Source organism: Klebsiella sp. Lac1, assembly GCF_009825425.1.
Lineage (GTDB): Bacteria > Pseudomonadota > Gammaproteobacteria > Enterobacterales > Enterobacteriaceae > Klebsiella > Klebsiella electrica.
Genome location: NZ_VJZJ01000001.1, coordinates 505003 through 528872, shown reverse-complemented (window position 1 = coordinate 528872; position 23870 = coordinate 505003). Strand labels below are relative to the sequence as shown.

Below are 23870 nucleotides of genomic sequence, written 5' to 3'. Positions count from 1 at the left end.
GGAATTTATTGCCGTCTGATGACAAAAAAGGAGAATTAGCATTTCTGGGGAGAAAACAACAGAGAGCAAAAAGGCGCCTTTAGGGCGCCTTTTTACATTGGTGGGTCGTGCAGGATGACTCGCTCTGCTCGCCCTTCGGGCCGTTGCTACGCAACGTTATCCTTCACGTTTAACATCAGCTTTAATGTTAAAGTGGTGGGTCGTGCAGGATTCGAACCTGCGACCAATTGATTAAAAGTCAACTGCTCTACCAACTGAGCTAACGACCCCTCGCGGGACTTCACTTTTACTATTCAGGTGCGCAGGATGACTCGCTTTCGCTCGCTCCAGGACCGTTGCCACGCAACGTTATCCTTCACGTTTAACATCAAGGTTCAATGCTAAAGTGGTGGGTCGTGCAGGATTCGAACCTGCGACCAATTGATTAAAAGTCAACTGCTCTACCAACTGAGCTAACGACCCGCTCGGGTACTACCTGAATTTTTTCACTCGTCACCAATGTTAAATTGGTAGGTCGTGCAGGATGACTCGCTTTCGCTTGCCCTTCGGGCCGTTGCTACGCAACGTTATCCTTCACGTTCAACATCTGAGTTCGATGTTAAATTGGTGGGTCGTGCAGGATTCGAACCTGCGACCAATTGATTAAAAGTCAACTGCTCTACCAACTGAGCTAACGACCCGAGTGGTGGGTGATGACGGGATCGAACCGCCGACCCCCTCCTTGTAAGGGAGGTGCTCTCCCAGCTGAGCTAATCACCCGATACTGCGCTGGATACAACATCTTACTAATCAAAGTAAGTGGTGGGTCGTTCAGGATGACTCGGCTTCGCCTCGCCCTGTGGGCCGTTGCTAATGCAACGTTATCCTTCACGTTTTACTACCGTTCCACCGTGGTAGTGAGTGGTGGGTCGTGCAGGATTCGAACCTGCGACCAATTGATTAAAAGTCAACTGCTCTACCAACTGAGCTAACGACCCACTTTTTTCATCGCTTCAGGCTTGTTTGATATCCCGTGGCAACGGCGGCATATATTACTGATTTAAGAATTCAGCGCAACAAGTATTTCGATAAAAAACATCTGACTGCTTAGGATTCACGCGACAAGACCAGAAATAATGCGATTTCTGGTCATGCCATAATCACCCAAGGGCATTAAGACGTTTCTGAGCCTGTTTCGCGCCATCGGTGCCAGGAAATTTACTGACGACCTGTTGGTAAACAGCCTTCGCCTTCGCGGTATCGCCTTTATCCTGCATAATCACGCCGACCTTAAACATGGCATCAGGCGCTTTCGGGGATTTAGGGTAATTCTTAACCACGGAAGCGAAATAATAAGCGGCATCATCTTTTTTCCCCTTGTTGTAATTCAACTGACCGAGCCAGTAGTTGGCATTCGGCTGATAGGTTGAATCCGGGTACTTTTTGACGAAATTCTGAAATGCTGCCTGCGCGTCATCCTGGCGGGACGGATCCTTCACCAGCGCAATAGCCGCATTGTAGTCAGTATTGGCATCCCCGCTCGAGGCGGGAGCACCAGAAGAGGCAGCTGGCGCCGCGGTAGCCGCCGCACCCTGATCGCCTGCCGAAGGCGATGGCTGTGCACCTGCCGCCGCCCCACCGCTGCTCAGACCGTCGATCTGTAACAGAATTTGCTTCTGCCGTTCGACAACCTGATTGAGCTGATACTGATTTTCCTGAATCTGGCCGCGCAGGGAATCAATATCATTCTGATTATCGGAGAGCTGTTGCTGAAGTTGGGTTAAAAGCTGGCTGTGAGCGTTAGAAATACGCTCGAGTTGAGTGACGCGGTCTTCGACCGAGCCTGAGCCGACACTACTGATTGGCGCCTGAGCAAAAGCGGCCCAGGGGGCCGCTATGCCAACCAGTAACGACAGACTCAACAGATGATGTCTGAAGTTACTGCTCATGCAATTCTCTTAGTAAACCAGTACGGCGCGACGGTTTTTAGCGTAAGCCGCTTCGTCGTGACCCAGTACTGCAGGTTTTTCTTTACCGTAAGAAACGATGGAGATCTGGTCAGCAGAAACACCTTTGCCCTGCAGATACATCTTAACGGCGTTAGCACGACGCTCACCCAGAGCGATGTTGTATTCCGGAGTACCGCGCTCATCCGCATGACCTTCTACGGTCACTTTGTAGGACGGGTTGCTACGCAGGAAGTTAGCGTGCGCATCCAGCATTGCTGCGAAGTCAGAACGGATATCGTACTTATCCAGATCGAAGTAAACGATGTTGTTCTGCTGCAGCTGCTGCATCTGCAGACGAGCCTGCTCTTCAGAAGACATATTGCCGCCGTTACCGTTAGCATCCATACCAGTGCCGGCACCCAGCATGCCTTCACCGCTCTGGTCGTTGCTGGCGTTCTTGTTAGAAGAACATGCCGCGATTGCCATAACCGGCAGAGCGATCATCAGCCCTTTCAGCACTTTGTTCAGTTGCATTTCTTTGATTCCTTTAGTAATCAATTATTTATTATCACAGATACGGAGACCAGGCAGGGAATTTTACCTGTCCGTCAGTCGCCGGAATACGCGCTTTGAAACGCCCATCTGTAGAAACCAGATTCAGCACAGATCCCATCCCCTGAGAAGAGCTGTAGATTACCATAGTGCCGTTAGGTGCCAGACTTGGCGTTTCATCCAGGAACGTTGACGACAGAACTTGTACGCCACCCGCTACCAGATCTTGTTTGGCAATGTGCTGCTGACCACCGGCCGAGCTGACCATTACCATAAATTTACCGTCGCTGCTGACATCCGCATCCTGGTTCTGCGAACCTTCCCAGGAGATACGCTGCGGAGTGCCGCCGCCGATGCTGACTTTATACACCTGCGGACGACCGGCCTGGTCAGACGTAAAGGCCAGGTTCTGACTGTCCGGGAACCAGCTTGGTTCGGTATTGTTGCTGCGACCGTTGGTCACCTGACGAATCTGACCCGAGCCCAGATCCATCACATACAGGTTCAGGCTACCGGTTTTCGACAATGCGAAGGCCAGTTTGCTGCCGTCCGGCGAGAAGGCAGGAGCGCCGTTATGCTGCGGGAACGAGGCAATCTGACGCACCGCGCCGTTAGCCAGGGTCTGCACCACCAGCGCTGAACGACCGCTTTCGAAGGTCACGTAAGCCAGTTTAGAACCATCCGGAGACCAGGCCGGAGACATCAGCGGCTGCGGTGAACGGTGGACGACAAACTGGTTATAGCCATCGTAGTCGGAGACGCGCAGCTCATACGGGAACTGACCGCCGTTAGTCTGGACAACGTAGGCGATACGGGTACGGAAAGCGCCTTTTATCCCGGTCAGTTTCTCAAACACCGCGTCGCTGGCGGTGTGAGCCGCATAGCGCAGGTACTGTTTAGTGACCTTATAAGAGTTCTGCGCCAGAATCGTCCCCGGAGCACCGCCGGTATCCACCAGCTGGTAAGCCACGTTGTACGACCCGTCCGGGTTCCCGGTCACCTGACCGACAACCACCGCATCAATACCCAGCGCAGACCATGCCGCCGGCTGAACTTCTTGCGCCGTTCCCGGTTGCTGAGGCAGACGCGAGCGATCCAGTGGGTTGAACTTACCGCTGTTACGCAAGTCAGCCGCCACGACACCGCCAATATCTTCAGGCGCGGCACCCGGCCCTGCCCACTGGAACGGCACAACGCCGATCGGGCGCGCCGAGTCCACCCCCTGGGTGATCTCGATACGTACTTCTGCGTGCAGCACCGCCGCCCACAGCATTAAAAAACCAAATGCTACTCGTAATGCCTGCTTCATCATATCTCCCTTATCCGGGCGGAAAGCCCACGATAATTTAGCAGAATGTTAACAAACTCAAATACACAAAACTACCGAAACCCAGTGACTACCATAGTTTGTTTTCCCCCGTTTGCACGGGGAAAAATATCATTGCGGTTTGAAGTCCAGTGGCGCATTTTTGAACGTCTCATACACAGCCTGAGAAGGCGGTTTCGGGAACTTGCTCATCCGGCTGGTTGCCGCCAGCATCTGCTGACAGAAAGCAGGATCGCCTCCCTCCGACTTCACGCTCAATAACGTCCCGTCCTGAGCCAGGTTCACGCGTAACGTACATGTTTTACCTTTGTACGTGTCCCAGTCATAGAGATGCCCTTTAATCGCCGCCTGAACCTGCGAAATATAACTGGCAATCTCAGCCTTAGACGCGCCTCCCTGCCCCGGTTTACTTCCTTTAGCAGGAGAAGAGCCTCCATTGCTACCGCTGGTGTTACCTTTCGGCGCATTCTTACCTGAACTCAGATCGCCGAGCAGGTCGTCTACGCCCTCAGCATCCTTCGCTGCCGCGGCTTTTTTCGCTGCAGCAGCCTTGGCTGCTGCCGCTTTAGCCGCTTTATCAGCAGCAGCTTTTTCCGCTGCTGCGGCCTTGGCTGCGGCGGCTTTTTCCGCTTTTTCCGCGGCGGCTTTCTCTGCTGCGGCGGCCTTTTCTGCTGCCGCTTTTTCAGAGGCGGCTTTTTGCGCCGCGGCTTTTTCAGCTGCTTTTTCGGCTGCTTTCTCAGCGGCTTTTTCGGCGGCGGCTTTCTCGGCCGCTGCCTGCTTAGCCGCTTCCTGCTGGGCTTTCTTCTCAGCCTGCTGCTGCGCTTTTTTCGCAGCATCGGCTTCGGCTTTCTTCTGGGCATCCGCTGCGGCTTTCGCCGCTTCAGCTTCCGCTTTCTTCTGAGCATCCGCCGCGGCTTTCGCTGCTTCGGCTTCCGCCTGTTTCTTCGCATCGGCTGCGGCTTTAGCGGCTGCGGCTTCGGCTGCTTTCGCCTGCGCATCGGCCTTCGCTTTCGCGTCAGCTGCGGCTTTTGCTGCCGCTTCCTGTGCTTCTTTCGCCTGAGCATCCGCTTTAGCTTTCGCCGCTGCCGCCGCTTTCGCTGCCGCCTCTTCAGCCTGCTTCTGCTCTTCCTTCGCTTGCTTAGCCGCTTCCTGCGCCTGCAAACGCTCCTGCTCCATCTGTTTCAGTCGTTCCTGCTCGGCGGCCTGCTTTTCACGCAATTCTTCAGCCTGCTGCTGAGCCTGCTTCTCGCGCTGCTCCGCAGCCCGACGCGCGCTGGCCTGCTGCTGCTGTTGGCGGTTGTAGTTACTCACCACCGCCCCCGGATCGACCATTACCGCATCAATGGAAGAACCTCCGCCGCCGCCGGCTGAGGCATCCAGATGCTCGTCGAACGAACTCCAGATCAGCAGCGCGATCAGAATGATGTGCAGCGCGACTGAAATTATGATCGCTCGTTTAAGCTTGTCGTTTTGTTCGGTTGCCTTTGACACTATCGGTTCCCAAAAACTGTTCGCCTGTCCCCGCTACTCTCACCGGCCGCGAGTCTGTGATTCTCGCAGCCAGCGGCCCGGCGGGCGCACATATCCGAAGCGATTAAATAGGCTTGGTCATTAAGCCAACCGATTTAACCCCTGCGCTATGCAACAGGTTAAGCGCTTTAATAATTTCATCGTAAGGTACGTCTTTCGCACCGCCGATCAGGAACACCGTCTTCTCGTTGGCGTCGAGTCGGCGCTTCGCTTCAGCAATAACCTGCTCTGGCGGTAGCTGCGACAGCGTTTCCGGACCCACTTTCACGCTGTACTGTCCGACGCCGGAAACTTCAACAATCACCGGCGGATCATCATTACTTTTGACCGCCTGTGTTTCCGTCGCATCCGGCAGGTCGACCTCTACGCTCTGCGTAATGATCGGCGCGGTCGCCATAAAGATCAGCAACAGCACCAACAAGACATCCAGCAGCGGAACGATGTTGATCTCGGACTTCAGTTCGCGACGTCCGCGTCCACGTGCTCTGGCCATGGCTTACCCCTTATTGCTTTCGCTGCTGGTAAACGCCTGACGGTGCAGAATCGCGGTGAACTCTTCCATAAAGTTGTCATAGTTCAGTTCAAGTTTGTTCACACGCTGGTTCAAACGGTTGTAGGCCATCACCGCCGGAATCGCCGCGAACAGACCGATTGCCGTGGCGATCAGCGCTTCGGCGATACCCGGAGCAACCATCTGCAGAGTAGCCTGTTTCACCGCACCGAGTGCGATAAAGGCGTGCATGATCCCCCAGACGGTACCAAACAGGCCGATATACGGACTGATGGAACCCACGGTTCCGAGGAACGGGATGTGCGTTTCCAGCGTCTCGATCTCACGGTTCATCGAGATGCGCATGGCGCGTGATGCCCCTTCAACCACCGCCTCTGGCGCATGGCTGTTGGCGCGATGCAAACGAGCAAACTCTTTGAAACCGCTGTAGAAAATTTGTTCCGAACCCACCAGGTTATCGCGACGCCCCTGGCTCTCCTGATACAGGCGAGAAAGCTCAATGCCCGACCAGAACTTGTCTTCAAAGGCTTCCGCCTCGCGGCTTGCCGTGTTGAGGATGCGCGTTCTCTGAATAATAATGGCCCAGGAAGCGATAGAAAAACCAATCAAAATCAACATGATAAGTTTAACCAGAAGGCTTGCCTTCAGGAACAAATCAAGGATATTCATGTCAGTCACTGCTTAAACTCCGCGACAATAGACTTGGGAAGCGCACGAGGCTTCATTAAGAGTGGATCAACGCACACGATGAGAACCTCAGCTTCGTTCAAAACTGCATTCTCTGCGTTGACGATTCGCTGCGTGAAAACCAACGAGGTACCTCTCATCGAGGTGATTTCCGTCTGGATTTCGAGCATGTCGTCGAGTCTGGCGGGCGCAAAATATTCCAGCGTCATTTTGCGAACCACGAAGGCAACTCGCTCAGCCAGCAAAACCTGCTGACTGAAGTGATGGTGGCGCAGCATCTCTGTGCGTGCTCTTTCATAAAAAGCAACGTAACTGGCGTGGTAAACCACACCACCGGCATCGGTATCTTCATAGTAGACACGAACCGGCCATCGAAACAGCGTTGTATTCACTTTACATCCCGGTAATGCAAAAAAAGATTAGTGCTTTCAAACTTCGCTACTATACGCGCGGGAAAGGTGGTTTGGAATGGGGGAAAGTAAACAGCGAGTAAATTTTTATGGGCTTATGCAAGCCCATGAGGTTAACAGAGTTCTCTTATTCTCTTCTCTTTCAAAAGAAGAAAAAAAACAGCCCCGTGATGAGTACAATATCAGCGATAAGTGGACAAAAAATCCCTTGCCAGTGAATGGCATGCGGGCGGAAACCCACGCCGTGGATAACGCCGGCGCACACGGCCCACATCAGCAGGAAGCCGTGCCAAATCTCCAGCTCACTGGTCTTTGCCGCAAAGCGCGACGGATCCCAGAAAATGCAGCCGGCCAGCAGCAGCGCCATCAATAAGGAAAGCGCCCTTAACGGGCGCTTATCCATTATCGCATACAGCATTGCGATAATTTTACTCATCAGTGTTCTTCTTTACCTGCTTTGGTGCTTTCCACGTGCTCAAGCGCTAACGCGGTGATAACCCCAAAAGCACAGGCAAGAAGCGTTCCCAAAATCCATGCGAAATACCACATATCTAGCTCCTTACCTTAATACAACGAGTGGGTGTTCTTTTCGATGTCTTCGCGGGTAATGCGACCGAACATCTTCCAGTAACACCAGGTGGTGTAGCCCAGAATAATCGGCACGAAGATAATCGCCACATAAGTCATTACGTTCAGCGTTCTCTGGCTGGAGGTTGAATCCCACATGGTCAGGCTCACGTTCATCATCGTGCTGGACGGCATGATGAACGGGAACATCGCAATCCCGGCGGTCAGGATGATGCAGGCCAGCGTCAGAGAAGAGAAGATAAACGCCAGAGCGCCCTTCTCCATCCGCGAGGTCAGGATAGTCAGCAGCGGCAAGACGACGCCCAGTACCGGGATAGCCCACAGCGAAGGCATATTATTGAAGTTCGCCAACCATGCTCCAGCCTGACGAGTCACCTCTTTGGTCAGCGGGTTAGACGGCGCAGTGTGGTCGATAGCCGAGGTGACCACATAACCGTCAATCCCGTATACCACCCAGACACCGGCCAGCAGGAAGCAAACCAGCGTTACCAGCGCCGCTACCTGAGAGGTAGTGCGGGCACGCAGGTGCAGCTCACCCACGGTACGCATCTGCAGGTAGGTCGCCCCCTGCGTCAGAATCATCGCCACGCTAACAATACCGGCCAGCAGACCAAACGGGTTCAGCAGCTGGAAGAAGTTACCGGTGTAGAACAGGCGCATATATTCATCCATATGGAACGGTACGCCCTGCAGCAGGTTACCGAACGCCACGCCAATCACCAGCGGAGGAACGAAGCTACCGATGAAGATGCCCCAGTCCCACATGTTGCGCCAGCGGGTGTCTTCAATCTTCGAGCGGTAGTCAAAACCCACCGGACGGAAGAACAAAGAGGCCAGCACCAGAACCATCGCCACATAGAAGCCGGAGAACGCAGCGGCATACACCGTCGGCCAGGCGGCAAACAGCGCGCCGCCGGCGGTGATCAGCCACACCTGGTTTCCGTCCCAGTGCGGAGCGATGGAGTTAATCATGATTCGACGCTCGGTGTCATTACGACCGAGGAAACGGGTGAGCATTCCCACCCCCATGTCGAAGCCATCGGTGACGGCAAAACCAATCAGCAGGACACCGATCAGCAGCCACCAGATAAAACGCAATACTTCATAATCGATCATTTGACGACTCCTGTCTTAGCGTGCCGGCTGAGTAGTCGTGGAAGACTGCTCGTAGTGGTAGCGACCGGTTTTCAGGCTGCTTGGTCCACGGCGTGCGAATTTGAACATCAGATACAGCTCCGCGACCAGGAACAGGGTGTACAGACCGCAAATCAGCAGCATCGAGAAGAGCAGATCGCCCGCAGTCAGGGACGAGTTCGCTACCGCGGTAGGCAGTACCTCACCTATCGCCCACGGCTGGCGGCCATATTCCGCCACGAACCAACCGGACTCGATAGCGATCCACGGCACAGGAATTGCGAACATCGCAATGCGCAGCAGCCATTTCTTCTCGCCAATCTGGTTACGGATAACGGTCCAGAACGACGCCGCGATGATACCGAGCATCAGGATGCCGCAGGCCACCATGATACGGAACGCGAAGTACAGCGGCGCAACGCGAGGAATAGAATCTTTCGTCGCCATCGCAATTTGTTCTTCCGTCGCTTCAGCCACATTCGTGGTATAGCGTTTCAGCAGCAGACCGTAGCCCAGATCTTTCTTCACGTGATTGAATTCATCACGAACGGCCTGGTCGGTTGAACCGGAACGCAGCTGTTCCAGCAGCGCGTAAGCTTTCATCCCGTTGCGGATGCGCGCTTCGTGCTGGCTTAACAGATCTTTCAGACCGATAACCGGCTTGTCTACGGAACGGGTCGCAATGATACCCAGCGCATAAGGGATCTGAATCGCGAAATGGTTTGTCTGTGCGTCCTGGTCCGGAATACCAAACAGGGTAAAGGCAGCCGGAGCCGGCTGGGTTTCCCATTCGGCTTCGATGGCCGCAAGTTTAGTTTTCTGCACGTCGCCCATTTCGTAACCGGATTCATCGCCGAGCACAATAACGGAGAGAATCGCCGCCATACCGAAGCTGGCAGCAATGGCAAAGGAACGTTTAGCGAAGGCGAAGTCGCGGCCGCGCAACATATAGTAGGAACTGATACCCAGAACGAACATCGCGCCGCAGACGTAGCCGGATGCGACGGTATGCACAAATTTCACCTGAGCAACCGGGTTCAGAACCAGTTCAGAGAAACTGACCATCTCCATACGCATGGTTTCAAAGTTGAAATCCGAGGCGATCGGGTTTTGCATCCAGCCGTTAGCCACGAGGATCCACAGTGCAGACAAGTTGGAACCCAGTGCCACCAGCCAGGTTACCGCCATGTGCTGAACTTTGCCCAGACGATCCCAACCGAAGAAGAACAGACCTACAAAGGTAGATTCGAGGAAGAAGGCCATCAGACCTTCAATGGCCAGAGGCGCACCGAAGATATCGCCCACGTAGTGAGAGTAATAAGACCAGTTTGTCCCGAACTGGAACTCCATGGTCAACCCGGTTGCTACACCCAGTGCAAAGTTGATACCAAACAACTTGCCCCAGAATTTGGTCATATCTTTATAAATCTGTTTGCCGGAGAGGACGTAAACCGTTTCCATGATGGCCAGCAGGAACGCCATACCGAGCGTCAGTGGCACAAAAAGGAAGTGGTACATCGCGGTCAAGGCAAACTGTAAGCGCGACAGTTCGACTATATCTAACATCATGACTCCTTGCTCATCGCATGAAGACTCCGAGAATGAACCCTGCACATCTGATTCATACGCATGCCCCAATACAAAATAACTTGCTTCCCGCTTCGTTACCGTTTCGTCACCAGATGAAACAGCTCCTCGCAAAGGTTACAAATACGTTAACGAAAAACCCAATTGATTCCCCAATATATTACGCCGCAATAACCTTACAATAAACAGGATTTTATTGAATCAGTTTTACATTTACGACGGTGATCAATATATAGCGAAAATGCCTGACTTAAGCCAATTTGATTGGCGACAATTTAACGTTTTTTTATGGTTTTTTCCAAGCTTTAAACATTGATATAAATCAATTTTTCTCACTCATGTTAATTATGTATCCCAACAAAGAATAATGGTGAAAGTAATGTTAAATATATGTTTAATGCATGCCAATAATGGTTACTAAAAAGAGAGATATGAGAAGTATAGGTAATATGATTTAACTTTAAGCCGTGTGGCGTGAAAAAAAATAGCGATCCGATTAATGTTAGACGCTTCACAGTATTTTTCCTGATAGACAGCATCAATTAAATCATCATTTTTATCTTTTCATTTTCTGGCAAGAAATAGCACTGAGTATCATTCCCTCCCCTGCCGAAAAATATCTTATTTTTATTTATAAAAAACAGGTGTTAAATCAATACAATAGAAGTGGTTTTTCTGAACGGTTCGGCCGTGGCGCAGTAAAACTGCGTCACCAGCCGCCCTGAAGCGCCAGGAAAGACAGGCATAAAAAAGGCCACCTGGACGGTGGCCAACCATGTCGAAATCGGACATTGTTCTGCTGCGCAGGAGCAGAGAGGGTTTACTTAATGATGGATTTCAGCGCTTCGCCGATATCCGCCAGGCTACGCACGGTTTTTACGCCCGCGGCTTCCAGCGCAGCAAATTTCTCATCAGCCGTGCCTTTCCCACCTGCGATAATGGCGCCCGCGTGGCCCATACGCTTGCCTTTCGGCGCGGTAACGCCCGCGATGTAACCGACAACCGGTTTGGTGACGTGATCTTTGATGTAGGCAGCCGCTTCTTCTTCTGCGCTACCGCCGATCTCACCGATCATCACGATAGCCTCGGTCTGCGGATCTTCCTGGAACAGCTTCAGGATGTCGATAAAGTTAGAGCCCGGGATCGGGTCGCCGCCGATACCCACGCAGGTAGACTGGCCAAAGCCATAGTCGGTAGTCTGCTTAACGGCTTCATAGGTCAGCGTACCGGAACGGGAAACGATGCCCACTTTGCCCGGCTGGTGAATGTGACCCGGCATAATGCCGATTTTGCAAGCGCCAGGAGTGATAACGCCTGGGCAGTTCGGGCCTATCATGCGCACACCGGCTTCATCCAGCTTCACTTTCACCGTCAGCATATCCAGCGTCGGGATACCTTCGGTGATGGTAATGATAAGCTTAATGCCTGCGTCGATAGCTTCCAGAATGGAGTCTTTACAGAACGGGGCCGGAACGTAGATAACGGTCGCGGTCGCACCGGTCGCTTCGACAGCTTCACGCACGGTGTTGAACACCGGCAGACCCAGGTGAGTGGTGCCGCCTTTGCCCGGCGTAACGCCGCCGACCATTTGGGTGCCGTAAGCAATCGCTTGTTCAGAGTGGAAAGTCCCCTGGCTACCGGTAAAGCCCTGGCAGATAACCTTGGTGTTTTTATCAATTAAAATGGACATTATTTCCCCTCCACTGCGGCAACAACCTGCTGTGCTGCGTCCGTCAGACTTTTCGCTGCAATAATATTCAGGCCGCTGTCAGCCAGTTTTTTCGCACCCAGTTCGGCGTTGTTCCCTTCCAGACGAACGACAACCGGTACGTTCACGCCCACTTCGGCTACCGCGCCGATGATGCCGTCAGCAATCAGGTCGCAACGCACGATACCGCCGAAGATGTTAACCAGTACGGCTTTAACATTGCTGTCGGAAAGAATGATTTTGAACGCTTCGGTCACGCGCTCTTTGGTTGCGCCGCCGCCAACGTCGAGGAAGTTAGCCGGTTCGCCGCCGTGCAGTTTAACGATGTCCATGGTGCCCATTGCCAGGCCCGCGCCGTTAACCATACAACCGATGTTGCCGTCCAGCGCAACGTAGTTCAGTTCCCACTGCGCAGCCTGCGCTTCACGCGGGTCTTCCTGCGACTGGTCGCGCATTTCACGCAGATCCGGCTGGCGGAACAGCGCATTTCCATCAGCGCCCAGTTTGCCGTCGAGGCAGATCAGGTCGCCCTGTTTGGTGATAACCAACGGGTTGATTTCGATCAGCGCCAGGTCGCGTTCCAGGAAAATGGTCGCCAGACCCATAAAGATTTTGGTGAACTGCTGAACCTGTTTACCTTCCAGACCCAGTTTGAACGCCAGCTCGCGTCCCTGGTAAGGCATCGGGCCTGCCAGCGGATCGATAGCAATTTTGTGGATCAGGTGCGGGGTTTCTTCCGCCACTTTTTCGATTTCCACGCCGCCTTCGGTGGAGGCCATGAACACCACGCGACGGGAGCTACGGTCAACAACCGCACCCAGATACAGCTCTTTAGCGATATCTGTCGCTGCTTCAACCAGAATCTGGTTAACCGGCTGGCCGTTGGCGTCTGTCTGGTAGGTCACAAGGCGTTTACCCAGCCAGTGCTCAGCAAAAGCGCGAATGTCTTCTTTACTGTTAACTACTTTCACACCGCCCGCTTTACCGCGGCCACCAGCGTGAACCTGACATTTCACTACCCACGGACCCGCGCCGATTTTTGATGCGGCTTCTTCTGCTTCGCGCGGAGTAGTACAGGCATAACCCACCGGCGCCGGTAAACCATAGCGGGCAAACAGTTGTTTTGCCTGATATTCATGTAAGTTCATGTGTTCAGTCCATCCTTCAGGGAATAATTATCTTTAAACCTGTAGGCCTGAAAAACGCGCTAGCGCCGCCATCAGGCATCTCATCAACGCCGGATGGCGGCGTAACGCTTTATCCGGCCTACGGTAGGTAATACTCTTGCTGACTACACGTCCAGCAGCAGACGTGTCGGGTCTTCCAGCAGCTCTTTGATAGCGACCAGGAAGCCTACCGACTCACGTCCATCGATCAGACGGTGGTCGTAAGAGAGCGCCAGGTACATCATCGGCAGAATTTCTACCTTGCCATTGACCGCCATCGGTCTGTCTTTAATGGCATGCATACCCAGAATGGCGCTCTGCGGTGGGTTGATGATTGGCGTGGACATCAGAGAACCGAATACGCCGCCGTTGGTAATGGTGAAGTTACCGCCGGTCAGGTCATCTACGGTCAGCTTGCCGTCACGGCCTTTCACTGCCAGCTCTTTAATATTCTTTTCGATATCCGCCATGCCCAGCAGGTCCACATCACGCAGAACCGGAGTCACCAGGCCGCGCGGGGTAGAGACCGCCATGCTGACATCGAAGTAGTTGTGATACACCACATCATCGCCATCGATGGAGGCATTCACTTCCGGATAGCGTTTAAGCGCTTCAACCACGGCTTTCACGTAGAAGGACATAAAGCCCAGACGGATACCGTGACGTTTTTCGAAGGCATCGCCGTACTGCTTACGCAGATCCATAATCGGCTTCATGTTGACTTCGTTAAAGGTCGTCAGCATGGCGGTGGAGTTCTTCGCTTCCAGCAGACGCTCGGCAACGCGTTTGCGCAGGCGGGTCATCGGCACGCGTTTTTCAGAACGGTGGCCCAGTTGCGCAACCGGTGCTGGCGCAGCGGCAGGCGCTTTGGCTTCGGTTTTAGCCGGAGCCGCCGCCAGATGTTTCTCAACATCTTCACGGGTCAGGCGGCCGCCGACGCCGGTGCCTTTAATGGCAGCGGCATCGAGGTTGTGTTCAGCCAGCAGACGACGAATCGCCGGGCTGAGCGCATCATTGCTCTGCTCTTCCAGAGACGCCTGCTGACGCTGAGCCGGGGTGGACTCTTTGGCGTCGGCTTTCGCCGCGGACTCTTTGCCCGCGCTGTTGCCTTCACGCAGGCGACCAAGGATCTGGCGAGAAAGTACGGTTGCACCTTCGTCTTCCAGCACTGCGTCCAGAATGCCGTCCGCTGAAGCCGGTACTTCCAGTACCACTTTGTCAGTTTCGATTTCCACCAGCACTTCATCACGCTGGACGCTATCGCCCGGTTTTTTATGCCAGGTCGCAACCGTCGCGTCAGCTACGGACTCAGGCAGATCGGGAACCAGAATATCTACGCTACTCATTATGTATCCTTTAATTAATCGACGTTCAGCGCGTCATTGACCAGATCTTGTTGCTGTTTCTGGTGAACGGACATATACCCTACCGCCGGAGAGGCGGAGGCCGGGCGGCCTGCGTAACGCAGAGAGGCCCCAAACGGAATCACTTCGCGGAAGTGATGCTGACTGCAGTACCACGCGCCCTGGTTGAGCGGCTCTTCCTGGCACCAGACAAAGTCATGCACGTGAGCGTAAGGCTTCAGCGCTTCCTGTACCGCCTGATGCGGGAACGGATAGAGCTGCTCTACGCGCACGATAGCGACATCTTTTTGGTCGTTCTTACGGCGTTGTTCCAGCAGATCGTAATAAACCTTACCAGAGCACAGGACAACACGCTTCACTGCTTTCGGGTCGAGGTCATCAATTTCACCGATAGCCGGCAGGAAGGTGCCGTTCGCCAGTTCGTCGAGGCTGGAGACCGCCAGCGGATGACGCAGCAGAGATTTCGGCGACATCACCACCAGCGGGCGACGCATACCGCGCAGCGCCTGACGACGCAGCATGTGGTACACCTGAGCCGGAGTCGATGGCACGCAAACCTGCATATTCTGTTCAGCGCACAGCTGCAGATAGCGTTCCAGACGCGCGGAGGAGTGCTCCGGACCCTGGCCTTCGTAGCCGTGCGGCAACAGCATCACCAGACCGCACATCCGGCCCCATTTCTGCTCGCCGGAACTGATGAACTGGTCGATAACCACCTGAGCGCCGTTAGCAAAGTCGCCAAACTGCGCTTCCCAGATGGTCAGCGTGCGCGGTTCGGCAGTGGCGTAGCCGTATTCGAACGCCAGCACCGCTTCTTCAGAAAGCACCGAGTCCCAGACTTTGAAATGCTCCTGACCGTTATGCACATGCTGCAGCGGGGTGTAGGTTGAACCGTTCACCTGGTTATGAATCACGGAGTGGCGGTGGAAGAACGTACCGCGACCGGAGTCTTCACCGGACAGACGGATCGGAATACCTTCATCAACCAGCGTAGCGTAAGCCAGGTTTTCTGCCGCGCCCCAGTCGAACAGCTTCTCGCCGGCCGCCATCGCCTGGCGATCGCCATAAATCTTCGCCACACGGGACTGCATCTCAATGCTGTCCGGCACGGTGCTGATGCGTTTAGCCAGCTCCTGCAGACGTTTCATCTCGACTTTACTCGGGTAGCTCTCATCCCACTCGTGGTTGAGGTACGGCGACCAGGTAAAGGAGTGCAGATTCATCGGACGCCACTCCTCAACCACGCATTCGCCGGCATCCAGCGCATCACGATAGAGGTTAACCAGTTCGGTCGCATCTTCCAGGGTCGACACTTTGTCGTGCTCAAGTTTGTCGGCGTAGATTTTGCGCGGAGTCGGATGTTTTTTGATTTTCTGATACATCAGCGGCTGGGTTGCGCTCGGCTCGTCGGCTTCGTTATGGCCGTGACGGCGGTAGCACACCAGGTCGATAAAGACATCGCGTTTGAAGGTATTACGGAAATCCAGCGCCAGGCGGGTGACGAAAGCAACGGCTTCCGGATCGTCCGCGTTAACGTGGAAGATAGGCGCCTGAACCATTTTCCCGATATCGGTGCAGTACGGCGTAGAGCGCGCATCCAGCGGGTTCGAGGTAGTAAAGCCCACCTGGTTGTTAATAACGATACGTACGGTACCGCCCACTTCGTAGCCGCGCGCCTTGGACATGTTCAGGGTTTCCTGAACCACGCCCTGACCGGTCACTGCGGCGTCGCCGTGGATAGTAATCGGCAGCACTTTATTGCTGCTCGGCTCGTCGAGGCGATCGAGACGCGCGCGAACCGATCCGATAACCACCGGGCTGACGATTTCGAGGTGCGATGGGTTAAACGCCAGCGCCAGATGCACCAGGCCGCCTTCGGTTTCCATGTCGGAAGAGAAGCCCATATGGTACTTCACGTCGCCGGTGCCAAGGTGTTCTTTATGCTTACCCGCAAACTCGTCGAACAGGTCCTGCGGTTTTTTACCCAGAACGTTCACCAGCACGTTCAGACGACCGCGGTGCGCCATGCCGAGCACCACTTCACGGGTGCCGCTTTTACCTGCGTGACGAATCATCTCTTTGAGCATCGGGATCAGCGCATCGCCGCCTTCCAGCGAGAAGCGTTTAGCACCCGGGAATTTCGCGCCGAGGTAACGTTCCAGGCCTTCGGCTGCCGTCAGCTCGGTCAGGAAACGTTTTTTCTCGTCAGCGGTAAAGCTGGCTTTGCCTGCTACCGACTCAATACGCTGCTGAATCCAGCGTTTTTCTTCGGTAGAGGTGATGTGCATGTATTCCGCGCCGATAGCGCCGCAGTAGGTTTGTTTGAGCGCGGCAATCAGCTCGCCCAGTTTCATCGTATCTTTGCCGATGGCGAATGAACCTACGTTATAGCTTTCCTGGAAATCGGCCTCGGTCAGATCGTGGTATGCAGGATCGAGATCCGCCACTCTCTCTTGCTTCCACAGTCCCAGCGGATCGAGATTCGCATGCTGGTGACCACGGAAGCGATATGCGTTGATGAGCTGCAGGACTTTAACCTGCTTCACATTGGTATCAGGGTCGGAAATCGAAGAAGTGTAACGTGAGGCATCCTTCGCCAGTCGACGGAAATAATCACGCGTTTTCGAGTGAAATTGATCCGGTTTGACTCCGGTGCCAGGTAACTGCTGGAACATAGAACGCCAGTTGGCGTCAACAGAGTCAGGATCGGTTAAGAAGTCTTCATAGAGCTGTTCTATCCAGCTCTGGTTCGAACCAGAGAGGTAAGAAGAGTCCAGCCAGGCTTTCATTGCGCCGTTCTGCATCGTGATCCCTTAAGCATTTATATGCTTATTTCGCCGTAGAAACTACCACGCACAGCAATTGTACGTGCCGGGGTTCACTCTTTACGGACGAGTTGTGGCTTCTGCGTCCGCGAAGGAACCTTTAAAAACTGCCTAATAATCTTCTTTGTTCAGGCTGCGACTGTGTTGCGACCCTCACTCACTCCGGTCACATAGTTCACTATGCTCCCGGAGATTCGTTCTGCTCGCGCCTTGTCTCGCACTGAACATCTCGATTATTACTATTCATGTGGCAGTTTTTAGAGGTTTCCTGCTATATCCCCCGGCGGCGCGAACGCTTGCCGGGGCTACTGCTTCGGGTAGCCCGGATAAGCGATAACGCCATCCGGGACAGACCGGGTTGCTTACGCACTGCGCTGCAGCAGCATTGACTTAATATGGCCGATGGCGCGCGTCGGGTTAAGCCCTTTCGGACAGACACTGACGCAGTTCATGATGCTGTGACAGCGGAATACGCTGAAAGCATCGCTTAGCCCTTCGAGACGGCTGTCGGTTTCGGTATCGCGACTGTCAATCAGGAAACGATACGCAGCCAGCAGACCGGCCGGGCCGATAAACTTGTCCGGGTTCCACCAGAACGACGGGCAAGAGGTTGAACAACATGCGCAAAGAATACACTCGTACAGACCATCAAGCTTCTCACGCTGCTCCGGAGACTGCAGGTGCTCACGAGCCGGAGGATTTTGCCCATTATTCAACAAGTAAGGCTTAATCTTCTCATATTGTGCATAGAATTGCCCCATGTCCACCACCAAATCACGGATAACCGGCAAACCAGGCAGCGGACGGATGACAATTTTCTTACCCGCCTGATTCAGCGCGGAGATCGGCGTGATGCACGCCAGACCGTTTTTGCCGTTCATGTTCAGACCGTCGGAGCCACACACCCCTTCACGGCAGGAACGACGAAATGAGAGTGACGGGTCTTTTTCTTTCAGCTGCATCAGGGCATCCAGCAGCATCATGTCACGACCTTCTTCCGCTTCGAGGGTGTAATCCTGCATGCGCGGAGCATCGTCAACGTCCGGGTTATAACGATAAATTGAAAACTCGAGTTTCATTTTCCTGTCTCCGCATTAATAAGTACGAATCTTCGGCGGGAATGCCGGACGCAGTTTCGGTTCCATATTGACGCTACGACGCGTCATGGATTCCGACTCTGGCAGATACAGGGAATGGCACAGCCAGTTTTCGTCATCACGATCCGGGAAGTCGAAGCGACTATGCGCGCCGCGGCTCTCGGTACGGAAGTTTGCCGACACCGCAGTGGCATAGGCCGTTTCCATCAGGTTATCCAGCTCCAGACACTCAACGCGCTGGGTGTTGAATTCACTGGAGGTGTCATCCAGGCGCGCATTTTTCAGGCGCTCGCGGATAGCTTTCAGCTGCTTAAGCCCTTTGGCCATCGCATCGCCTTCGCGGAAGACCGAGAAGTTATGCTGCATGCACTCTTGCAGCGCTTTACGGATTTCTACCGGATCTTCGCCGTTACGGTTGCCGTTCCAGCGGTTCAGACGCTCAAGGGAGGCATCGATTTCAGCTTCGGTCGCGTCAAGCAGATCGCCCTGCTCGGCAATCGACTCCTGCAGATGCAGGCCGACCGCACGACCAAACACCACCAGGTCAAGCAGAGAGTTACCGCCCAGACGGTTCGCGCCGTGGACCGATACGCAGGCAATTTCGCCGACGGCGAACAGGCCAGGAATCACCACGTCTTCGCCCTGCTCGTTCACGGTCAGCGCCTGGCCGGTCACTTTGGTCGGAATACCGCCCATCATGTAGTGGCAGGTCGGGATAACCGGAATCGGCTCTTTCACCGGGTCGACGTGGGCGAAGGTACGAGAAAGTTCCAGAATGCCCGGCAGACGGGATTCCAGAACCTCTTTGCCCAGATGGTCCAGTTTCAGTTTCGCGTGCGGGCCCCACGGGCCGTCACAGCCGCGACCTTCGCGGATTTCGATCATGATGGAACGCGCCACCACATCACGACCCGCCAGGTCTTTCGCATTCGGGGCGTAACGCTCCATAAAGCGCTCGCCGTGTTTGTTCAGCAGATAACCGCCTTCACCGCGGCAGCCTTCCGTCACCAGAACCCCGGCCCCGGCGATACCGGTCGGGTGGAACTGCCACATTTCCATATCCTGCACCGGCACGCCGGCGCGAATCGCCATCCCGACACCGTCACCGGTGTTGATGTGGGCGTTAGTGGTGGACTGGTAGATACGGCCCGCGCCGCCGGTTGCCAGCACGGTCGCCCGCGCTTTGAAGTAAACCACTTCCCCGGTTTCAATGCACAGCGCGGTACAACCCACCACCGCGCCATCGGCGTTTTTCACCAGATCCAGCGCATACCACTCGGAGAAAATGGTGGTGTGGTTTTTCAGGTTTTGCTGATAAAGGGTATGCAGCAGCGCGTGACCGGTACGGTCAGCCGCAGCCGCGGTACGTGCCGCCTGTTCGCCGCCGAAGTTTTTCGACTGGCCGCCAAACGGACGTTGATAAATGGTGCCATTCTCCAGACGGGAGAACGGCAGCCCCATATGGTCAAGCTCCAGAATCGCTTCCGGGCCGGTCTTACACATATATTCGATGGCATCCTGGTCGCCGATATAATCGGAACCTTTCACCGTGTCATACATATGCCATTCCCAGTTATCTTCATGGGTATTACCGAGCGCCACGGTGATGCCACCCTGCGCGGAAACGGTATGGGAACGGGTAGGGAACACTTTAGAGAGCAGCGCACAGGTCTGGCCGCTCTGGGAAATTTGCAGCGCCGCGCGCATACCTGCGCCACCGGCACCAATCACAACTGCATCAAATTCTCTGACAGGCAATTTCATCACACACCCCACACCACAACAAATCCATAAAGAACGTAAGCCACCAGCGCAACAACGATAACCAGTTGCAAAATTAAGCGTACAGCCAGCGGTTTAACGTAGTCCGTCAACACCTGCCACATCCCGATCCAGGCATGAATCAGAATGGAGACGAGGGCTAACAGGGTGAAGACTTTAGTGAATGCGGAGGAGAAAAAACCCGTCCAGACTTCCCAGGAAATTTCACCGGTGGTGGCGAAAAAGCCGACCATATAGATGATGTAAAGGGTCAGAACGATGGCGGTAGCACGAACCAGAATGAAGTCATGTACGCCGTTGCGTCCCAGTGCTGAGGCGTTGCTTACCATACGAGGACTCCTGCGAGAAGTGAAAGCACGACAGTAATAACAAAAGAAATCTTAGCGGAGCGTGTCCCTACTTCGAGGGTTTCTTCCAGGTAGCCAAAATCCATCAACAGGTGGCGGATACCGACAACGGCGTGGTAGGCCAGCGCGGTCAGGATGCCCCACATGATGAACTTCACAAAGAAGCTATCCATGATGGAAGACGCAACGAGGAAACCTTCTGGAGAGGAAAGGCTGGTGCCCAGCAACCAAAGCAGAATCCCGACCGCCACGAAGGTGATCACACCGGAAACGCGATGGAGAATGGACGCTATCGCCGTGATTGGGAACCGGATCGTTTGCAGATCCAGATTGACAGGTCTTTGTTTTTTCACATTTCTTACCATGAATAACGCCCACATGCTGTTCTTATTGTTTCCTTCCTCCGGTCTGCTTGCGGGTCAGACAGCGTCCTTTCTATAACCAGTGGTCATGATAAAACCCCTTTTCAAGAGCTAAAACGTGACCAGACAACGCTGGGTGGCTCGGGATTGCAGGGTGTTCCGGAGACCTGGCGGCAGTATAGGCCGTTCACAAAATCATTACAATTAACCTACATATAGTTTGTCGGGTTTTGTCCCGAACAGTGATCGAGGTCACGATAACAACATTATTTTAAATTTTAATCACCTGATTTGACAAATATTAAACATTCTTGTTACAACCATTACCAGATAAATGCAATAATGCGCAAAAGTTATGGGGTCACTCTTTCACCTGAGAATAAGTTATGCAACAGTGTGATGGTATTGACCGATGTAATCAGGACAGTTATTAGTGGTATACAGATTTTTAAATTCGGACTGCTAAAACGCTGATTTGCTGCTGTTTCGTCGTAGGCTGAAGACGTACCATCAAGCGCCTTTGCTCTGTACCCTGCCATTTCCGCTGACGCAGAGCTGTGTGCAACATAACAAACTGGTAACGTAATCAGACACGGGCCGAAGGCAAATCCACACCCGGCAGTCTTACGCAATAAAGGCGCTAAGGAGACCATAAATGTCTGATGCTAAAGCAAAAATCACCCTAGGCGGTGATACTGCTATTGAACTGGATGTGCTAAAGGGCACGCTCGGTCAGGATGTTATTGATATTCGTAGTCTTGGATCAAAAGGCGTATTCACCTTTGACCCTGGTTTCACTTCCACCGCATCGTGTGAATCTAAAATCACGTTTATCGATGGTGATGAAGGTATCCTGCTCCACCGCGGTTTCCCGATCGATCAGTTAGCGACCGAGTCCAACTACCTCGAAGTGTGTTACATCCTGCTGAACGGTGAAAAACCGAACCAGGAACAGTACAACGAATTCAAGACCATCGTTACCCGCCACACCATGATCCACGAGCAGATTACCCGTCTGTTCCACGCGTTTCGCCGCGACTCCCACCCGATGGCGGTGATGTGCGGTATCACCGGCGCGCTGGCCGCGTTCTATCACGACTCTCTGGATGTCAACAATCCGCGCCACCGTGAAATCGCCGCCTACCGCCTGCTGTCCAAAATGCCGACAATGGCAGCCATGTGTTACAAATATTCAATCGGCCAGCCTTTCGTTTATCCGCGCAACGACCTCTCTTACGCGGGCAACTTCCTGAATATGATGTTCTCCACACCGTGTGAAACCTACGAGGTTAACCCGGTACTGGAACGCGCTATGGACCGTATCCTGATCCTGCACGCCGACCACGAACAGAACGCATCCACCTCCACCGTCCGTACCGCAGGTTCTTCTGGCGCGAATCCGTTCGCCTGTATCGCTGCGGGCATCGCCTCCCTGTGGGGACCGGCGCACGGTGGCGCGAACGAAGCTGCGCTGAAGATGCTGGAAGAGATCAGTTCCGTTGAGCACATTCCGGAATTTGTCCGTCGCGCGAAAGACAAAAACGACTCTTTCCGTCTGATGGGCTTTGGCCACCGCGTGTACAAAAACTACGACCCGCGCGCCACCGTGATGCGTGAAACCTGTCATGAAGTGCTGAAAGAACTGGGCACCAAAGACGATCTGCTGGAAGTAGCCATGGAACTTGAGCACATCGCGCTCAACGACCCGTACTTTATCGAGAAGAAACTCTACCCGAACGTCGATTTCTACTCCGGTATCATTCTGAAAGCGATGGGCATTCCGTCCTCCATGTTTACCGTTATCTTCGCGATGGCGCGTACCGTTGGCTGGATTGCTCACTGGAACGAAATGCACAGCGACGGCATGAAAATCGCGCGTCCGCGTCAGCTGTATACCGGCTACGAAAAACGCGACTTCAAATCCGACGTGGTCAAAGGCTAAGTGCGATTCTGAAGAGCAAAAACGCGCCTGCGGGCGCGTTTTTTATTGTTAACAAAGTGCGTTCTGGCGGCATTGCCCGGCGGCGCTTCGCTTGCGCGGGCCGACAAAAGCAGGTCGATAGCGCAGGCCGCTTGCGTGGGCCTACCCCAACCGGTAGATACCGTGGGCCGGGTCAGGCGCATGCCATACCGGCACGCTATCTAAAAGAGCGAGCAACGTATCGCTAACGCTGGCATCCCGGACACCAGTAAAACGGCCGCGACGCGAGCATCGTTTTCTCGATAATCCCGCCGCAGCGCTCGCAAATTTCGCCATCGCGATGGAAAACCTTAAAGTGGAACAGCGCGCCGTGATGTTTATTCTCATCCACCCTACCGCGGGTATGATACGACAGGCGCGGAATATCCAGCAGCGCATGGGCCAGGGCGTCGAGCTGCTTATCATCGAGCGCCGATGCGTTATGCCGCCCGCTCAACCCCACCTGCCAGAGAATCTCCACGCGTAAATAGTTTCCCAGCCCGGCCAGAAACGCCTGATCCAACAGCAAAGCGGAAAACTGCCGCCGACGGAATCTGGCTGACAGCAGGCGGGCTTTGACCGATTCCGCGGTCAGCGTCATATCCAGCACATCCGGTCCCACCCGCAATAAAAACGGATGGCTGGCCAGCTGCTCCGGCGTCAGAATAGTGATATCCGACGCGCTATAGAGCAAAATCGCCTTCTCCGCCGTCTGCAGTCTGACCCGCAGCACCCTATTGCTGACCGGCTGTTCGCCCGCCGCCGCCACGCGCCAGACGCCGTACAGCTGATTATGACTGTAGAGCGTCAGGCCGCCGGAGAAATGGGTCAGCAGCGCTTTGCCGCGGGTTTCTATATGGGTTATCCGCTGGCCTACCAGCTGAGCTTGATACACCTGTAGCGGCGGAAAAGCGAACCAGACATCGGTAAGAGGTTCGCCTTTGACCGCCGCCTCCAGGCTATCCGCCGCGCGGCGGATCTCCGGACCTTCCGGCATAGTAGCGT

21 protein-coding genes and 5 tRNA genes are annotated in these 23870 nt (G+C 54.2%); 1 reads left to right on the top strand and 25 read right to left on the bottom strand.

The annotated features are described in order from the left end of the window. Window positions 1-193 precede the first annotated feature (193 nt). The 24 genes from FNY10_RS02495 to sdhC all read right to left on the bottom strand — a co-directional run bounded on the left by FNY10_RS02495 (window position 194) and on the right by sdhC (window position 20923). A tRNA-Lys gene (locus tag FNY10_RS02495) sits at window positions 194-269 on the bottom strand. Between the two features lie 117 nt (window positions 270-386). After that, window positions 387-462, bottom strand: a tRNA-Lys gene (locus FNY10_RS02490). A 142-nt stretch (window positions 463-604) separates the two neighbouring features. Further along, window positions 605-680 (bottom strand) — tRNA-Lys (locus FNY10_RS02485). A 3-nt stretch (window positions 681-683) separates the two neighbouring features. Continuing rightward, window positions 684-759: transfer RNA gene (locus FNY10_RS02480), tRNA-Val, on the bottom strand. Between the two features lie 142 nt (window positions 760-901). Further along, a tRNA-Lys gene (locus FNY10_RS02475) sits at window positions 902-977 on the bottom strand. Between the two features lie 162 nt (window positions 978-1139). Then, on the bottom strand, window positions 1140-1928 hold the full coding sequence (gene cpoB, locus FNY10_RS02470; RefSeq protein WP_141965076.1) for a cell division protein CpoB: 789 nt from the start codon (window positions 1926-1928) through the stop codon (window positions 1140-1142). 9 nt (window positions 1929-1937) lie between these two features. Beyond that, on the bottom strand, window positions 1938-2462 hold the full coding sequence (pal, locus tag FNY10_RS02465) for a peptidoglycan-associated lipoprotein Pal (protein WP_002895068.1): 525 nt from the start codon (window positions 2460-2462) through the stop codon (window positions 1938-1940). A gap of 34 nt (window positions 2463-2496) precedes the next feature. Beyond that, a complete protein-coding gene (tolB, locus tag FNY10_RS02460; protein ID WP_131047677.1) occupies window positions 2497-3789 on the bottom strand; it encodes a Tol-Pal system beta propeller repeat protein TolB in 1293 nt (430 codons plus the stop codon). 129 nt (window positions 3790-3918) lie between these two features. After that, window positions 3919-5298 carry a cell envelope integrity protein TolA gene (gene tolA / locus FNY10_RS02455; RefSeq protein ID WP_141965077.1) on the bottom strand — a complete coding sequence of 460 codons (1380 nt, stop codon included), beginning with the start codon at window positions 5296-5298 and terminating at the stop codon, window positions 3919-3921. A 103-nt stretch (window positions 5299-5401) separates the two neighbouring features. Continuing rightward, on the bottom strand, window positions 5402-5830 hold the full coding sequence (gene tolR / locus FNY10_RS02450) for a colicin uptake protein TolR (protein WP_100685646.1): 429 nt from the start codon (window positions 5828-5830) through the stop codon (window positions 5402-5404). A gap of 3 nt (window positions 5831-5833) precedes the next feature. Next, window positions 5834-6526: a Tol-Pal system protein TolQ gene (tolQ, locus tag FNY10_RS02445; protein WP_004859692.1), complete on the bottom strand. Its 693-nt coding sequence runs from the start codon at window positions 6524-6526 to the stop codon at window positions 5834-5836. Next, window positions 6523-6927: a tol-pal system-associated acyl-CoA thioesterase gene (ybgC, locus tag FNY10_RS02440; protein WP_100685647.1), complete on the bottom strand. Its 405-nt coding sequence runs from the start codon at window positions 6925-6927 to the stop codon at window positions 6523-6525. The genes tolQ and ybgC overlap by 4 nt, the downstream gene beginning before the upstream one ends. Window positions 6928-7087: 160 nt before the next feature. Beyond that, window positions 7088-7381 (bottom strand): cyd operon protein YbgE, encoded by a 294-nt coding sequence (ybgE, locus tag FNY10_RS02435; RefSeq protein ID WP_100685648.1) that lies wholly within the window; start codon window positions 7379-7381, stop codon window positions 7088-7090. Next, window positions 7381-7494, bottom strand: coding sequence for a cytochrome bd-I oxidase subunit CydX (gene cydX / locus FNY10_RS02430; RefSeq protein ID WP_004859685.1), 114 nt, complete (start codon window positions 7492-7494; stop codon window positions 7381-7383). Before cydX ends, ybgE begins: the two co-directional genes overlap by 1 nt. Before the next feature lie 15 nt (window positions 7495-7509). Then, window positions 7510-8649, bottom strand: a complete 1140-nt coding sequence (cydB, locus tag FNY10_RS02425; protein ID WP_100685649.1) for a cytochrome d ubiquinol oxidase subunit II — start codon at window positions 8647-8649, stop codon at window positions 7510-7512. A gap of 15 nt (window positions 8650-8664) precedes the next feature. Continuing rightward, complete coding sequence (gene cydA / locus FNY10_RS02420) at window positions 8665-10233, bottom strand: cytochrome ubiquinol oxidase subunit I (protein WP_131047675.1); 1569 nt, start codon at window positions 10231-10233, stop codon at window positions 8665-8667. An 841-nt stretch (window positions 10234-11074) separates the two neighbouring features. Continuing rightward, a complete protein-coding gene (gene sucD / locus FNY10_RS02415; protein WP_004859678.1) occupies window positions 11075-11944 on the bottom strand; it encodes a succinate--CoA ligase subunit alpha in 870 nt (289 codons plus the stop codon). Further along, window positions 11944-13110, bottom strand: a complete 1167-nt coding sequence (gene sucC, locus FNY10_RS02410; protein WP_004859677.1) for an ADP-forming succinate--CoA ligase subunit beta — start codon at window positions 13108-13110, stop codon at window positions 11944-11946. The genes sucD and sucC overlap by 1 nt, the downstream gene beginning before the upstream one ends. Window positions 13111-13253: 143 nt before the next feature. Beyond that, complete coding sequence (odhB, locus tag FNY10_RS02405; protein WP_100685651.1) at window positions 13254-14474, bottom strand: 2-oxoglutarate dehydrogenase complex dihydrolipoyllysine-residue succinyltransferase; 1221 nt, start codon at window positions 14472-14474, stop codon at window positions 13254-13256. A gap of 14 nt (window positions 14475-14488) precedes the next feature. Further along, window positions 14489-17296 carry a 2-oxoglutarate dehydrogenase E1 component gene (sucA, locus tag FNY10_RS02400; RefSeq protein WP_100685652.1) on the bottom strand — a complete coding sequence of 936 codons (2808 nt, stop codon included), beginning with the start codon at window positions 17294-17296 and terminating at the stop codon, window positions 14489-14491. 383 nt (window positions 17297-17679) lie between these two features. Beyond that, window positions 17680-18396, bottom strand: a complete 717-nt coding sequence (gene sdhB, locus FNY10_RS02395) for a succinate dehydrogenase iron-sulfur subunit SdhB (RefSeq protein WP_100685653.1) — start codon at window positions 18394-18396, stop codon at window positions 17680-17682. Window positions 18397-18411: 15 nt separating this feature from the next. After that, window positions 18412-20178 carry a succinate dehydrogenase flavoprotein subunit gene (sdhA, locus tag FNY10_RS02390; protein WP_160702561.1) on the bottom strand — a complete coding sequence of 589 codons (1767 nt, stop codon included), beginning with the start codon at window positions 20176-20178 and terminating at the stop codon, window positions 18412-18414. After that, complete coding sequence (gene sdhD / locus FNY10_RS02385) at window positions 20178-20525, bottom strand: succinate dehydrogenase membrane anchor subunit (protein WP_004859665.1); 348 nt, start codon at window positions 20523-20525, stop codon at window positions 20178-20180. Before sdhD ends, sdhA begins: the two co-directional genes overlap by 1 nt. Next, on the bottom strand, window positions 20519-20923 hold the full coding sequence (gene sdhC / locus FNY10_RS02380; RefSeq protein ID WP_004859662.1) for a succinate dehydrogenase cytochrome b556 subunit: 405 nt from the start codon (window positions 20921-20923) through the stop codon (window positions 20519-20521). Before sdhC ends, sdhD begins: the two co-directional genes overlap by 7 nt. 637 nt (window positions 20924-21560) lie before the next feature. On the opposite strand from sdhC, the gene gltA reads away from it, so the two are divergent. Next, window positions 21561-22847, top strand: a complete 1287-nt coding sequence (gene gltA / locus FNY10_RS02375; protein ID WP_100685655.1) for a citrate synthase — start codon at window positions 21561-21563, stop codon at window positions 22845-22847. A 223-nt stretch (window positions 22848-23070) separates the two neighbouring features. Here the strand turns inward: gltA and nei are convergent, their stop codons facing one another. After that, complete coding sequence (nei, locus tag FNY10_RS02370; protein ID WP_160701997.1) at window positions 23071-23862, bottom strand: endonuclease VIII; 792 nt, start codon at window positions 23860-23862, stop codon at window positions 23071-23073. Window positions 23863-23870 lie beyond the last annotated feature (8 nt).

Coding starts and splice junctions, on each gene's coding strand:
- cpoB (WP_141965076.1), bottom strand. CDS start 1,928: ATGAGCAGTAACTTCAGACATCATCTGTTGAGTCTGTCGTTACTGGTT.
- pal (WP_002895068.1), bottom strand. CDS start 2,462: ATGCAACTGAACAAAGTGCTGAAAGGGCTGATGATCGCTCTGCCGGTT.
- tolB (WP_131047677.1), bottom strand. CDS start 3,789: ATGAAGCAGGCATTACGAGTAGCATTTGGTTTTTTAATGCTGTGGGCG.
- tolR (WP_100685646.1), bottom strand. CDS start 5,830: ATGGCCAGAGCACGTGGACGCGGACGTCGCGAACTGAAGTCCGAGATC.
- ybgE (WP_100685648.1), bottom strand. CDS start 7,381: ATGAGTAAAATTATCGCAATGCTGTATGCGATAATGGATAAGCGCCCG.
- cydX (WP_004859685.1), bottom strand. CDS start 7,494: ATGTGGTATTTCGCATGGATTTTGGGAACGCTTCTTGCCTGTGCTTTT.
- cydB (WP_100685649.1), bottom strand. CDS start 8,649: ATGATCGATTATGAAGTATTGCGTTTTATCTGGTGGCTGCTGATCGGT.
- cydA (WP_131047675.1), bottom strand. CDS start 10,233: ATGTTAGATATAGTCGAACTGTCGCGCTTACAGTTTGCCTTGACCGCG.
- sucD (WP_004859678.1), bottom strand. CDS start 11,944: ATGTCCATTTTAATTGATAAAAACACCAAGGTTATCTGCCAGGGCTTT.
- sucC (WP_004859677.1), bottom strand. CDS start 13,110: ATGAACTTACATGAATATCAGGCAAAACAACTGTTTGCCCGCTATGGT.
- odhB (WP_100685651.1), bottom strand. CDS start 14,474: ATGAGTAGCGTAGATATTCTGGTTCCCGATCTGCCTGAGTCCGTAGCT.
- sucA (WP_100685652.1), bottom strand. CDS start 17,296: ATGCAGAACGGCGCAATGAAAGCCTGGCTGGACTCTTCTTACCTCTCT.
- sdhB (WP_100685653.1), bottom strand. CDS start 18,396: ATGAAACTCGAGTTTTCAATTTATCGTTATAACCCGGACGTTGACGAT.
- sdhA (WP_160702561.1), bottom strand. CDS start 20,178: ATGAAATTGCCTGTCAGAGAATTTGATGCAGTTGTGATTGGTGCCGGT.
- sdhD (WP_004859665.1), bottom strand. CDS start 20,525: ATGGTAAGCAACGCCTCAGCACTGGGACGCAACGGCGTACATGACTTC.
- sdhC (WP_004859662.1), bottom strand. CDS start 20,923: ATGTGGGCGTTATTCATGGTAAGAAATGTGAAAAAACAAAGACCTGTC.
- gltA (WP_100685655.1), top strand. CDS start 21,561: ATGTCTGATGCTAAAGCAAAAATCACCCTAGGCGGTGATACTGCTATT.
- nei (WP_160701997.1), bottom strand. CDS start 23,862: ATGCCGGAAGGTCCGGAGATCCGCCGCGCGGCGGATAGCCTGGAGGCG.